The organism is Streptomyces sp. NBC_00986, from assembly GCF_045162565.1.
Classification (GTDB): Bacteria; Actinomycetota; Actinomycetes; order Streptomycetales; family Streptomycetaceae; genus Streptomyces.
Genome location: NZ_CP108733.1, coordinates 10407582 through 10420317, shown reverse-complemented (window position 1 = coordinate 10420317; position 12736 = coordinate 10407582). Strand labels below are relative to the sequence as shown.

At 71.5% G+C, this 12736-nt stretch carries 14 protein-coding genes; 8 read left to right on the top strand and 6 right to left on the bottom strand.

The genetic code is table 11. From position 1 onward, the window contains the following. The first annotated feature begins 652 nt into the window (after nucleotides 1-652). From dhaK to OG504_RS46915, 3 genes are read left to right on the top strand one after another with little or no spacing between them, the layout of a single operon-like run. Nucleotides 653-1645, top strand: a complete 993-nt coding sequence (dhaK, locus tag OG504_RS46925) for a dihydroxyacetone kinase subunit DhaK (protein ID WP_405995277.1) — start codon at nucleotides 653-655, stop codon at nucleotides 1643-1645. A gap of 46 nt (nucleotides 1646-1691) precedes the next feature. After that, nucleotides 1692-2306, top strand: a complete 615-nt coding sequence (gene dhaL / locus OG504_RS46920; RefSeq protein WP_405995276.1) for a dihydroxyacetone kinase subunit DhaL — start codon at nucleotides 1692-1694, stop codon at nucleotides 2304-2306. Then, the gene (locus OG504_RS46915) at nucleotides 2299-2709 is read left to right on the top strand and encodes a PTS-dependent dihydroxyacetone kinase phosphotransferase subunit DhaM (RefSeq protein ID WP_405995275.1); all 411 of its coding nucleotides are present in this window, start codon (nucleotides 2299-2301) and stop codon (nucleotides 2707-2709) included. The genes dhaL and OG504_RS46915 overlap by 8 nt, the downstream gene beginning before the upstream one ends. Nucleotides 2710-2912: 203 nt before the next feature. Here OG504_RS46915 and OG504_RS46910 read toward each other — a convergent pair whose 3' ends face one another. Next, nucleotides 2913-3605 (bottom strand): SDR family NAD(P)-dependent oxidoreductase, encoded by a 693-nt coding sequence (locus OG504_RS46910; RefSeq protein ID WP_405995274.1) that lies wholly within the window; start codon nucleotides 3603-3605, stop codon nucleotides 2913-2915. A 181-nt stretch (nucleotides 3606-3786) separates the two neighbouring features. Beyond that, nucleotides 3787-4620 (bottom strand): helix-turn-helix domain-containing protein, encoded by an 834-nt coding sequence (locus OG504_RS46905; protein ID WP_405995273.1) that lies wholly within the window; start codon nucleotides 4618-4620, stop codon nucleotides 3787-3789. Nucleotides 4621-4766: 146 nt separating this feature from the next. Between OG504_RS46905 and OG504_RS46900 the strand changes: the two genes are divergently transcribed. Beyond that, complete coding sequence (locus OG504_RS46900) at nucleotides 4767-5090, top strand: putative quinol monooxygenase (protein WP_405995272.1); 324 nt, start codon at nucleotides 4767-4769, stop codon at nucleotides 5088-5090. A 149-nt stretch (nucleotides 5091-5239) separates the two neighbouring features. Here the strand turns inward: OG504_RS46900 and OG504_RS46895 are convergent, their stop codons facing one another. Continuing rightward, nucleotides 5240-5878 carry a TetR/AcrR family transcriptional regulator gene (locus OG504_RS46895; protein WP_405995271.1) on the bottom strand — a complete coding sequence of 213 codons (639 nt, stop codon included), beginning with the start codon at nucleotides 5876-5878 and terminating at the stop codon, nucleotides 5240-5242. Nucleotides 5879-6012: 134 nt separating this feature from the next. On the opposite strand from OG504_RS46895, the gene OG504_RS46890 reads away from it, so the two are divergent. Next, a complete protein-coding gene (locus OG504_RS46890; protein WP_405995270.1) occupies nucleotides 6013-6774 on the top strand; it encodes an SDR family NAD(P)-dependent oxidoreductase in 762 nt (253 codons plus the stop codon). Nucleotides 6775-6810: 36 nt separating this feature from the next. Here OG504_RS46890 and OG504_RS46885 read toward each other — a convergent pair whose 3' ends face one another. Continuing rightward, nucleotides 6811-7542: a glycoside hydrolase family 75 protein gene (locus tag OG504_RS46885; protein ID WP_405995269.1), complete on the bottom strand. Its 732-nt coding sequence runs from the start codon at nucleotides 7540-7542 to the stop codon at nucleotides 6811-6813. 478 nt (nucleotides 7543-8020) lie between these two features. On the opposite strand from OG504_RS46885, the gene OG504_RS46880 reads away from it, so the two are divergent. From OG504_RS46880 to OG504_RS46870, 3 genes are all read left to right on the top strand, one after another. Further along, nucleotides 8021-9016 (top strand): fibronectin type III domain-containing protein, encoded by a 996-nt coding sequence (locus OG504_RS46880; RefSeq protein WP_405995268.1) that lies wholly within the window; start codon nucleotides 8021-8023, stop codon nucleotides 9014-9016. A 47-nt stretch (nucleotides 9017-9063) separates the two neighbouring features. Beyond that, nucleotides 9064-9306 (top strand): hypothetical protein, encoded by a 243-nt coding sequence (locus OG504_RS46875; protein WP_405995267.1) that lies wholly within the window; start codon nucleotides 9064-9066, stop codon nucleotides 9304-9306. A 174-nt stretch (nucleotides 9307-9480) separates the two neighbouring features. Further along, nucleotides 9481-10026, top strand: a complete 546-nt coding sequence (locus OG504_RS46870) for a hypothetical protein (RefSeq protein WP_405995266.1) — start codon at nucleotides 9481-9483, stop codon at nucleotides 10024-10026. Nucleotides 10027-10109: 83 nt separating this feature from the next. Here OG504_RS46870 and OG504_RS46865 read toward each other — a convergent pair whose 3' ends face one another. Together OG504_RS46865 and OG504_RS46860 are read right to left on the bottom strand one after the other, a co-directional pair. Next, nucleotides 10110-10646 (bottom strand): PadR family transcriptional regulator, encoded by a 537-nt coding sequence (locus OG504_RS46865; protein ID WP_405995265.1) that lies wholly within the window; start codon nucleotides 10644-10646, stop codon nucleotides 10110-10112. A gap of 30 nt (nucleotides 10647-10676) precedes the next feature. After that, a complete protein-coding gene (locus OG504_RS46860; protein WP_405995264.1) occupies nucleotides 10677-12692 on the bottom strand; it encodes an FAD-dependent oxidoreductase in 2016 nt (671 codons plus the stop codon). Between the last annotated feature and the right edge of the window lie 44 nt (nucleotides 12693-12736).

The window sequence follows — 12736 nt, the reverse complement described above, 5'->3', positions numbered from 1 at the left end:
ACCGGTGGCCGGGCTGACGGGCGCGGCTTCAGGACGGCGCCGGTGCCGGCGTCGCCCATTGCCCTGCGGACAGTGCTTCGGTACCCAGCACGGTGTGCACGACGGGTCCGTACACCCCGGCAATGGCGAAGGCCTTGGCGAAGCCGAGGGCGGCCAGGAGCAACGTGCTGGCACTCCTGCGCCACCCGCACAGCTCGCACTACTGAACCGGGAGCCTGAGCGCCGGCCTCGGCATCGGCATCGGCATCGGCATCGGCATCGGCATCGGCATCGGCATCGACACGTCCTCCCCACGTTCCTCGGCGTGGTGAATCCGGTGCCCTCCGCATGTCGCGGACGGCTGTCTCTGAGCACCTGCTCTCACCCCTGGCCGGCCCAGCAGGCGGCCTGGCACGCCCATGCGCGTCCGAGCCCGTGACCTTCACTGCTGCAAGGTCGATACTTTCCACAAGGGCGCTCCCGCCGCGCCTCGTCCGACCAATCCCAGACAGCTGACGAGCCGTCATCAAAGTCAGCAGTAAATCAGCATCAGTACCGCCGGAGCCCGCTTCGAACCGCCAGGGACCGCCAAGATCCACAACCGACCAAACCCACTCTGACCAGCACAGACACAGGCCAGAGGCCCATCTGCTGATCTCGCCAGGAGGTACCCATGAAGATGCTGATCAACGTCGCGGAAACCGTGGTCACGGACGCGCTGCGAGGCATGGCGGCCGCCCATCCCGAGTTGACCGTGGACATCGAGAACCGGGTGATCGTACGGCGGGACGCTCCCGTGGCCGGGCAGGTGGGGCTTGTATCCGGTGGAGGGTCTGGGCACGAGCCGTTGCACGGGGGGTTCGTCGGCCCGGGGATGCTGTCGGCGGCCTGTCCTGGTGAGGTGTTCACGTCGCCGGTGCCCGACCAGATGGTGAGGGCCGCGGCCGCTGTCGACAGTGGGGCCGGGGTTCTTTTCATCGTGAAGAACTACACCGGGGACGTGCTCAACTTCGACATGGCGGCCGAGCTCGCCGAGGACGAGGGCATCCAGACCGCGAAGGTGCTGGTCAATGACGACGTGGCCGTCACCGACAGTCTCTACACCGCGGGGCGGCGCGGTACCGGTGCGACGCTGTTCGTGGAGAAGATCGCCGGGGCTGCCGCGGCCGAGGGGCAGCCGTTGGACCGGGTGGCGGCGATCGCCCGGCAGGTCAACGAGAACTCGCGGAGTTTCGGTGTCGCGCTCAGCGCCTGCACCACCCCCGCCAAGGGCAGCCCCACCTTCGATCTGCCGCCGGGCGAGCTGGAGTTGGGCGTCGGTATCCACGGCGAGCCGGGCCGGGAGCGGCGCGCGATGATGACTTCCGGCGAGATCGCCGACTTCTCCGTCCACGCGATCCTGGAAGACATGTCGCCGCGCAACCCGGTCCTGGTCCTGGTCAACGGCATGGGCGCGACCCCACTCCTGGAGCTCTACGGCTTCAACGCCGAGGTCCACCGGGTGCTCGCCGAGCGCGGCGTCGCCGTCGCCCGCACACTGGTCGGCAACTACGTCACGTCCCTCGACATGGCGGGTGCCTCGGTCACCCTGTGCCAGATCGACGAGGAACTGCTGCGGCTGTGGGACGCGCCGGTGAGGACGCCGGGACTGCGCTGGGGCATGTGACCCGGCGGCCCACCCGGTCAACTCACCCACCACGCAAGGAGATCCCGTGCTCGACGCCGACTTCTTCCGCCGTTGGATGACGGCGACCGCCGCCTCCGTCGCCCGCGAGGCGGAACGGCTCACCGACCTCGACTCACCCATCGGCGACGCCGACCACGGCGCGAACCTGCAACGCGGGTTCACCGCCGTGACGGCCACCCTGGAAAAGGAGGCACCGGACACCCCGGGCGCCGTCCTCATGCTCGCCGGACGCACGCTCATCTCGACGGTCGGCGGTGCGTCGGGCCCGCTCTACGGCACGCTGCTGCGCCGTACCGGCAAGGCGCTCGGGGACGCCGGCGAGGTGAGCGAGGAGGAGTTCGCCCTCGCGCTGCGCACGGGAGTCGAGGCGGTCATGACCCTTGGCGGTGCCGCGCCGGGCGACAAGACCATGATCGACGCCCTCGTCCCGGCGGTCGACGCTCTCCCGGACGGCTTCGCCGCGGCGCGCACTGCCGCCGAGGAGGGCGCCGTGGCCACCACACCCTTGCAGGCCCACAAGGGCCGGGCGAGCTATCTCGGCGAGCGGAGCATCGGGCACCAGGACCCGGGCGCCACGTCCTCGTCGCTGCTGATCGCCGCACTCCAGGAAGCCGCGATCGCGGAGGCCACCGGTGAGTGACGAGAAGCTGGTGGGCATCGTGCTGGTGTCGCACAGCGCTGAAGTCGCCGCCTCCGTGGCCGAGTTGGCGCGCGGGCTGTCCGGCGCGGGCGCCTCGGTACCGCTCGCTGCCGCCGGCGGTACCGAGGGCGGCGGGCTCGGCACCAGTTCCGAACTCATCGCCGCGGCGGCCGCGTCCGTCGACCGCGGCGCCGGAGTCGCCGTCCTCACCGACCTCGGCAGCGCCGTACTCACCGTGAAGGCCCTGCTCGCCGAAGGCGACGAACTCCCGGCCGGCACCCGCCTGGTGGACGCCCCGTTCGTCGAGGGCGCGGTGGCCGCGGTCGTCACGGCATCGACGGGAGCGGACCTGGACACGGTGGAGGCGGCGGCCGCGGAGGCGTACACCTACCGGAAGGTGTGAGGCGGGGGCGTCGCGGAAGGCTGAGAGCAGGCAGCGTGCGGCGCGCGAAGGAGGGAGCGGTTCGACGCTCGACGCTCGACGCTCGACGCTCGACGCTCGACGCTCGACGCTCGACGCTCGACGCTCGACGCTCGACGCTCGACGCTCGACGGCAATCATGGGCCGGTCGCGAGTCGACCGGCCCTGAGTTCAGGGCAAGTTGTTCACCACGGGAGGTTCCCGGCGCGGTCGATGAACTGTCCCGTCGGGCCGTCCGGGCCGATCGTCGCGAGGGTCACGATGGACTCCGCGCCGTCGGCGACGCTGTGGCCGAGGCCGCCGGTGAAGTCGGTCGCGGTCTGCCCGGGGTCCGCGGCGTTGACCTTCACGTCCTTCAGTTCCTTGGCGTACTGCGTCGTGAGCATCGTGACCGCGGCCTTCGAGGCGCAGTAGAGGGGCAGGGCGTACTGCGACTCGATCCGCGCCGGGTCCTGGGTCATGCCGAAGGAACCCATCCCGCTGGACACGTTGACGATGACGGGGTTCGGCGACTCGCGCAGCAGCGGGAGGAATGCGTGCGTGACGCGCACGATCCCGACGACGTTCACGTCGAGTACGGCGCTCATGTCGGCGGCGGTGCAGTCCTCGACGGGGCCGACCTTGCCGAGGACGCCGGCGTTGTTGACCAGGACGTCGATCGTCCCCTCGTGCGCGGCGACATCCGCGGCCGCGGCCCGGACCGAGGCGTCGTCGGTCACGTCGATCTGAACGAACCGGGCGCCGAGCGACTCGGCGGCGGCCCGGCCGCGCTCGCGGTCGCGGGCACCGAGGAGGACGGTGTGTCCCGCCTCGACGAGGCGACGAGCGGTTTCAAGACCGAGGGACTTGTTGGCCCCGGTGATGAAGGTGGTGGTCATGCTGGCTCCTCCTGGTTCGGACAGCACGGTCGTGCGCTGTTCACGCACTCCATGCTGGGTTCCCGGGAGAATCGGCGGGAGCTACGGGACTTCCTGGTACGGCGCGTACCACCCAGCGGTCTCGGCCACCGAACGGCCCACCGGACGGTCCACCCGCCGAGGCCGCTGGGGACGCGGGCACTCATCCCTGCGGAGACATCCTCTGGACCCCGATGGCCGCGAGGAGTTCGAGTTTGCCGCCGGCGTCGGTGCCCGGCTGCGGCGTGTACACAACGAGGCGGAGGTTCGTGTCCTGGGTGGCGAGGATGTCGGAGTTCAGGGCGATGTCGCCGACATCCGGGTGCTGGACGAGTTTGTGCGCGCTCTGGTGACCGCCCACCGCCCGGCGGCTCCACAACTCGCGGAACCGTGGGCTGGGGTTCAGCCTCGACACCAGTGCCGCGAGGTCGGGATCGTCGGGGTACCGGCTCGTCGTCGCGCGCAGGTCGGCGACGAGGGACTCCTCGAAGGCCGCCCGCTCGGCCGCCGTCTGCCGGACCCTGGGGAGCTCACCCAGGAACTGCCAGACCAGGACGTTGCGGTCTCCCGCACCACGGACCGTGGGATCCCCGAACGTGGCCGCGAACAGCGGGTTCCAGTGCAGCAACTGCCAGGTGGCGTCGTAGATCGCCAGCGGGTTGGCGGAGAGCTGGTCCACGATCCGGTACAAGCTCCCGGGGATCATGCGCGGGACCCGGCTCGGGTCCGCCGCGTGTCCGGCCATCCGCAGAAGGTGGGCATGCTCGTCGTCGGACAGGTGCAGGGCGCGCGCCAGGGCCGAGCAGACCTGCGCCGAGGGTGTCGCCACCCGTCCCTGCTCCAGCCGGACCACGTACTCGACCGAGATACCGGCCAGCGTCGCCAGCTCCGCGCGCCGCAGACCGGGGACCCGCCGGGGCGATCCGTGCGCGAAGCCCACCGTCGCGGGGTCCAGCCGGTCCCGCCACGCCCGCAGCGCGGCACCGAGTTGATCCATGCGCACCATCCTCGCGCACGCCCCGCCCCGCCGGGTGGTACGCGCTGTACCACGAAGCCCCGTAGCTCCCGCCGACGCTCCCCGGGGCTCAGTGTCGAGTCGTGAACGGCGCACGAAGACGCTGTTCGGAGCCAGGAGGAGCAACCATGACCACCACGTCGAGCCACTACGTCACCGTGCTGTGGGAAGCCCGCGCCAGATCCGGGAAGGAAGCCGCGATGAAGGCGTTCATGACGGCCGCAGTCACCGCGTCACGCCACGACGCGGGCAACATCGACTACGACGCCCACCAGGTCGAGGGGGAACCGGGCACGTTCGTCGTCTTCGAGCGCTGGGAGAGCCGCGAGGCCCTCGACGGCCACCTCCAGGCACCCCGCATGCAGGACCTGGTGCCCCAGTTGCTGGAACTGATGGACGGCGGCATCGAGGACGGGATCCGCATCCTGGAACCGTTCCGCCCAGCACGGTAGCCGCACCCTGAGCTGTGCCGAGCAGCAGGACAGCAGCGTGGGCACGGCCGTCCATCGTGATCACTGACCGTAGGTACTCCAGGATCACGAGGATCCGTGCCCGCCCTGCGTCCTCTCCCCCACACACCCGATGCCCACGGCCGGTCGCTCTACGAAACCCCCTCCGCCGCGATCGCCAGCGCCGAGCGCAACGTCTCCGCCACCTCGGCCTCCCCCACCCCCGCGTCCGTCACGGACTCGCTCACACTCCACGCGAACCGCTCCACCGCCGCCCGCAACGCCGCGTTGAGCATCGCGGCCTGGATCATGGGCCGCAGGTCATCGGCCGGTAGACCCGCCCGGTCGGCCAGTGCGCGGGCGAACGCCGGTTCCGCCTCGTCGTAGGTCTGGAGCCAGATCGCGCGGAGGCCCGGTTCGGTGCGGGTGAGGCGGACCAGGGCGCTGCCGGTGGCGCCGTCGGGGCCGGTGGCGGCGAGGAGGCCGGTCGCGAGGGCCGGGTCGAAGAGTTCCGGCAGGGGGTGGCCGGGGCGCCACTCCCGCAGGCGGGCCGCGATCACGTCGATGCCGGCCGAGAAGAGCGGTCGTACGCAGCTCTCCTTGCTCGGGAAGTAACGCCACACGGTGCGGGCGGAGACGCCGACCGCCCGGCCGATCTGTTCGCCGGTGGTCGCCGCGACGCCCTGGGCGACGAACAGCTCCACCGCGGCCCGGGCGATCTCCAGGCGGATCTCGGCCTTGCGTGCCTCGGTGAGAGGCGGTCGTCCCGTGCGTCCGCTGGGTGCGGTCATCAGTTCCCCTCCGGCTGCGGTCGTGACCTCCGGGGATTCTCCACCATGACTTTATGTCACTCAACGACATCAAGTCGTACGGTGTGGGGACCCCAGGCGGCGCAGAGCCCTCGCACCAAGGACAGGAGCACCTCATGGCCACTGGACTCGACGGACGCAGCGTCATCGTCACCGGAGCGGGTTCGGGCATCGGCCGTGCCGCCGCCCTGGCCTTCGCCGCCGAAGGTGCCAAGGTCGTGGCCGCCGACCTGAACGCGGACGGCGCCGGGGCGGTCGTCAAGGAGATCGAGCAGGCGGGCGGTACCGCCGTCGCGGGCACGGGCGACCTGAGCGAGCAGGTGGTCGTGGACGAGGTGGTCGCGACCGCCGTGGAGCAGTTCGGCGGGGTCGACGTGCTGGTGAACAACGCCGGGATCATGGACCGCATGTCTGCACTGGCGGACGTCGAGGACGCCGAGTGGGAGCGGGTCATCCGGGTCAACCTGACCGCGCCCTTCCTGCTCACCCGGGCCGCGCTGCGGCACATGCTCGCGGCGGGCCGGGGCGTGATCGTGAACACCGCCTCCGAGGCGGGCCTGCGGGGCAGCGCGGCGGGCGCCGCCTACACGGCCTCGAAGCACGGGGTGGCGGGCCTGACCAAGAACCTCGCCGTGATGTACCGCAAGCAGGGCATCCGGGCCAACGCCATCGCCCCGGGCGCGACGGCGACCGACATCTCCGTGGAGGCCGACCGCACGGCCCACGGTCCGGCGGCGCTCGGCGCGCACTTCGTCAACGTCGGCAGCCTGGCCCAGCCCGAGGAGCAGGCCGCCGCCATCGTGTTCCTCGCCTCGGACGCGGCGAGCAACATCAACGGCGTGATCCTGCCGGTCGACGACGGCTGGTCGGCGGTCTGACGACTCCGCCCCGGAAGGCTCGGCAGACTGCGCGCCCTACGACCCTGGACGCTCAGCGGCGTCCGCGTCCCGCACGAACAGCCGCGCCAGCCGCTGTCCCGTCTCCACGGCCGCCGCGTGGTCCTCGATCGGCTTCACCTGCGAGTCCTTGAAAACGATGTAGGTGACCCCGGCGTCCGTCCCGCCGCCGCGCGGATCCGCGCGGATGCCCAGCCCCTTGGCCGTGGCGTACGACGCCTCGCCGATGATGTCGTGCGGACCGACGTCTCCTACGACGGCGTACTGCACCCGGTCCCGGTAGACGACGGCGGCGACCGAACCGCCGCCGATGCCGTGGTCCCGGTGGTTCCAGAGGGCGCTCGCGGCGGGGACCACGATGTACGGGAGCCGCTCGGCGTTCAGATAGCGGCCGTCGGACTGCTGGAAGGCCGTCATGGAGGAGAAGAGCGGGTCGGTGCGCGCGTTGCAGCGGGCGCCGGCCTGGCCGTCGCAGTCGATGTCCAGGTCGGCCTTCCAGTAGACGGCCTCCTTGGTTCCGCAGACCGGGATCGTCGCGCGCTCCCCGTCGTCACTGCGGTACCGGCCGCGCGAGACGGGCACGCAGTCACGCACCTTGGCGAGCAGGTCGGCGGCGCGGACGTCACCCTCGCGCAGCGCCGCCGGCCCCGCCTGAGGCCGGACGAACGCGACAGGGGCGGCGGCGGGCAGCGTGGTCGGGGCGAGCAGGGCGGCGCCGGCCGCGGCCAGCGTCAGCGACTGGACACGCACGATAGGGACCCTCTCCTGGGGGATCTGACGGACACTCAGCCCACCCTGGTACCGGTCCGATCGAGCGGCCACCGGTAGGGGGCCGGACGGTGCACGCCCCGAACTCCCGACGGAGGCCCAGGCCCTGAGCTCGCGTAACTCCCGACGAAAACCGAGACCCTGAACCGGTGTCACTTCCGACGGAGGCCGGGCCCCTGAACCCGCGTGACTCCCGACGGGGGCCGGGGACCCGAGCCGATGTCGGCTCCGGCCACCCGGCCGCCCGCGCCGGCGCGGGATCAGCGACGACAGCGGTCCGCGCCACCGGCATGAACTGCCCACTCCCAGGGGCGAGTTCAGCCGTGAGGACTTCAGCATACGTAACCCTCGTGACCGGTCGGCAACGGCGCCCCTCTTGATGCGGCCGCACCACCCGGGTCATATTGGTCCGGACCTTTTCCGTCGTGTGGTGCCCGCGTGATGCCGGGGAGGCAGAATCGTGCGACGCGTCCGTGCCACCCTCGCTCTCCTTCGTACGGCCGTCGTGTGCGCCGCACTCCTGCCGCTCGCGTCCTGCGGCACGACCGACGAGGAGGACGGCCACGCCCCCGGCGCCCCGGCGGGCGTCACGGCCGCGGCGGGGAGCGCGACCAGCGTGCACGTCATGTGGGACGCGGTGACGGCGGACCCGGGCATCGGCACCTACGAGATATATCGGGGCACCACGAAATTGAAGGAAGTAGCGGGTTCCGAGCACATGGTGGATGTCACCAGGCTCAGGCCCGCCACCCTGTACACCTTCACCGTGCGGGCCCGGGACACCGACGGCCGCCTGGGACCGCGCAGCCGGACGGTCCGGGCGCGGACACCGGTCGCCGTCGAGGCCGACCACTCGGCGCCCACCCGTCCACTCACCCCGCAGGGCCGCGCCATCGGCAGCCGGGCCGTCCAACTCTCCTGGCGCGGCTCGAAGGACGACCGGGGTGTGGTGTCGTACGACATCTACCAGGGCGGGGCGAAGATCCACAGTGTGGGCGGAGCCCAGACCGCGACCGTGGTCACGGGGCTGCGGCCGAGTACGCGCTACTCCTTCACCGTGCGGGCCCGGGACGCCGCCGACAATCTCTCGCCCGCGAGTACGGCCGTCCCGCTCACCACCGCGCCCGGCGACGACGACGGAAGCGGCACCGCCCCCACGGACTTCCGCGCGACCACGCACCGGGGCGACGACGGGGCGTACTACATCGACCTGTCCTGGGTGCCGCCACGCACGGACGGACTGGTCACGGAGTACCAGATCCACCTCGACGGACAGCCGGCCACCTCGCTGGTCTGGGGCGGGACCGTGCCACGGGACCACGCTGAGTACAGCTTCTACGCGGGCGGGGATCCCGGGGTCAGCCATCGGGTGCGGCTCCGGGCGCGGTTGCCGGACGGTACGTGGGGCGGGTTCTCGGCGGAGCGGGCGGTGACGACGGGCTCCGCCGGGCCATAGGAGAACCGTAGGACTCGGCGACATAAATCCGGCCGCTGGAAGCCCGGTTGGGGCGCGAGCCGTCCGAGCGGCGCTCGCACGGTGTCGTGCCGACCTCGGTGACGGACCAGTCGGCCGCGCGGGTCGCGGAGCCCCTGGACACGCTGGCCGCCGCAGCGGATCGGGGTGTTCCCGACGCGAACCGGCCTCCGGAACCCGTGCGCATCGCCCCCCGGCGCCCCGGCACCCCCGACAACCCGCACGTCACACTCGCACGGGAGCCGCTGCTCCGGAGGGCGCCCACCCGGTGAGCCCGCGCGAACCGGTCCCCTGAGCCGGACGAACGAATCCGTCACCTGCCCGGTCCCCGTCCGCATGCGGGACCGGCCGGGAACACGTTGGCTTCCTTGGAGGCAGCACGGCCGTTTCCCGATCCCGGCGGCGCAAGGGATGTTCCGCCAACCGTGCCGCCGGAGGGCAGTCCCATGCGCACTTTTCAGCTACTACTCCGCTCCGGCCTGACCGTGACAGCCGCCGCCGCTCTTCCCCTCGCCCTGACCGCCGGAACCGCCGGCGCGGCGTCGGGGATCTCCGTGAGCACGACCGGGACCACGGTCTCGGTCACGACCAGCGCGTGCTCCCAGAACCGCACCACCGGCGTCTGGGGCACCGGCTCGCTCCTCACCAGCAGCCAGGGGAGCTTCGCCGAGGGCCGCAAGGCGACCCTGGCGGGGACCACCGTCAGCCAGTCCACGGCCTGGACGAACGTCACCCCGGGCACCTACACCATCATCGTCATGTGCCAGAACGCCAGCACGCCCGCGGGCACCCAGTCCGTGGTCGTGTCCAGGTCCACGACCCCCACGGTCTCCGCCACGGCCTCGCCCACACGCGGCGTCATGGGCGGCCTCGGCGGTGCCACCAAGGACTACGGCCCCCTCACCCTGGCGGCGGGCGGGGGCCTGGTCGGAGTCGGCGTCATCGCGACGGCCTGGTTCCTGCGCAGGCGCGCGAAGCCGTACCGCCTCTGACCGTCCGCAACCACGAGGGGCCGCCCGGCGACGGGCGGCCCCTCCCCCATGTCCTACGGCGACTCGTCCCCCACGCGCTACGGCTACGGCAGCTCGGCGAACTCCTCGATCGCGTGCGTGAGCCACTGCGTCCAGAAGGTCTCCAGGTCGATGCCGGCGCGCAGCACGAGGTGCTGGAGCCGGTCCTGGGCGCTGTCCCGGCCGGGCGGGAAGTCGCGCTTCTCGATCTCCTCGTACTCCGCCAACTGCCGCTGGTGCAGGGCGAGATGGCGGCGCAGGTCGTCCTCGATGCCGTCCGTGCCGACGACCGCCGCCGCGCGCAGCCGCAGCAGCATCACGTCGCGGTGCGGCTTGGGGTCCTGGGAGGCCGCGGTCCAGCGGGCCAGTTCGGCGCGGCCCGCGGGCAGGACCTCGTAGCGCTTCTTCTGGCCGCGGGCCGGCTGCTCGGACGCGAGCGCCCGGATCTGGCCCTCGGCCTCCAGTTTTCCCAGCTCGCGATAGATCTGCTGGTGCGTCGCCGACCAGAAGTAACCGATCGACCGGTCGAAGCGCCGGGTCAGTTCGAGACCCGAGGACGGCTTCTCCAGAAGGGCGGTGAGGATGGCGTGCGGGAGTGACATGGACGTCATCCTAGGGACGGGCGCCGGGCCTCAGAGGGCGGCCGCGACCTCGGTGCCCTGCTTGATGGCGCGCTTGGCGTCGAGTTCGGCGGCCACGTCGGCGCCGCCGATGAGGTGCACGCTGCGGCCGGCGGCCGCCAACTCGTCGTAGAGGTCGCGGCGCGGGTCCTGGCCGGTGCACAGGACGACCGTGTCGACCTCCAGTACGGTGCTGCGGCCGTCGACGGTGACGTGCAGTCCGGCGTCGTCGATCAGGTCGTACTGGACGCCCGGGACCATGGTGACGCCCCGGTGCTTGAGTTCGGTGCGGTGGATCCAGCCCGTCGTCTTGCCGAGGCCGGCGCCGACCTTGGTCGCCTTGCGCTGGAGGAGGTGGACGCTGCGCGGCGGGGCGGGCCGCTCGGGTGCGGCCAGGCCGCCGGGGGCCGTGTAGTCCATGTCGACGCCCCAGGCGCGGAAGTACGTCGCCGGGTCCTCGCTCGCCTTGTCGCCGCCGTCCGTGAGGAACTCGGCGACGTCGAAGCCGATGCCGCCCGCACCGAGGATCGCGACGCGGTCGCCGACGGGGACGCGGTCGCGCAGGACGTCGAGATAGCCGACGACGCTGGGGTGGTCGACGCCGGGGATGTCGGGGGTGCGCGGGGTGACGCCGGTGGCGACGACGACCTCGTCGTAGTCCGCCAAGTCACCTGATGTCACAGGGGTGTTGAGACGTACGGCCACTCCGTGTCCGTCGAGTTGCGTGCGGAAGTAGCGCAGCGTCTCGTCGAACTCCTGCTTGCCCGGGACCTGTCGGGCGACGTTGAGCTGTCCACCGATCTCGCTCGCGGCGTCGTACAACGTCACCTCGTGACCGCGCTCGGCGGCCGAGACCGCGCAGGCCAGACCGGCCGGACCCGCACCCACCACCGCGACGCGTTTGCGCAACCGCGTTGGGGCGAGGACGAGTTCGGTCTCGTGGCAGGCGCGCGGGTTGACCAGGCAGGAGGTGATCTTCCCGCTGAAGGTGTGGTCGAGGCAGGCCTGGTTGCAGCCGATGCAGGTGTTGATGGCGTCGGAGCGGTCGGCGGCGGCCTTGACCACGAAGTCCGGGTCGGCGAGCATCGGGCGGGCCATCGACACCATGTCGGCGTACCCGTCGGCGAGCAACTGCTCCGCCAGTTCAGGGGTGTTGATGCGGTTGGTGGTCACGAGCGGGATCGAGACCGCACCCATCAGCTTCTTCGTCACCCAGGTGTACGCCCCGCGCGGCACCGAGGTCGCGATGGTCGGGATGCGGGCCTCGTGCCAGCCGATGCCGGTGTTGATGATGGTCGCCCCGGCGGCCTCAACCGCCTTGGCCAGCCTGATGACTTCGTCGAGTGTGGAGCCGCCCGGCACGAGGTCCAGCATCGACAGCCGGTAGACGATGATGAAGTCCTCGCCGACCGCCTCGCGCACCCGGCGCACGATCTCGACGGGGAAGCGCATCCGGTTCTCGTAGGAGCCGCCCCAGCGGTCTTCGCGGTGGTTGGTCTGCGCGGCGATGAACTCGTTGATGAGGTAGCCCTCGGAGCCCATGATCTCGACGCCGTCGTAGCCGGCCTGCCGGGCGAGGCGGGCCGCTCGGGCGTAGTCCTCGACGGTCTGCTCGACCTCGTCGCCGGTGAGTGCGCGGGGCGGGAAGGGGCTGATCGGCGCCTGGACGGCGCTCGGCGCGACGAGGTCCTGGTGGTAGGCGTACCGCCCGAAGTGCAGGATCTGCATCGCGATCCGCCCGCCCTCACGGTGCACGGCGGCGGTGATCTCGCTGTGTTGCGCGGCCTCGGCGTCGGTGGTGAGCTTGGCGCCGCCCTCGTAGGGCCGTCCTGCCTCGTTCGGCGCGATGCCGCCGGTGACGATCAGGCCGACTCCGCCACGCGCGCGTGCCGCGTAGAACTCCGCCATGCGCTCGAAACCGCGCTCGGCTTCCTCCAGGCCTATGTGCATGGAGCCCATGAGGACGCGGTTGGGCAGTGTGGTGAAGCCCAGGTCGAGCGGGTTCAGCAGGTGCGGGTAACGGCTCATCGAGGCCTCCGTGCGCGGTGTCGTGCCTCTTTTGTAGAGGACGC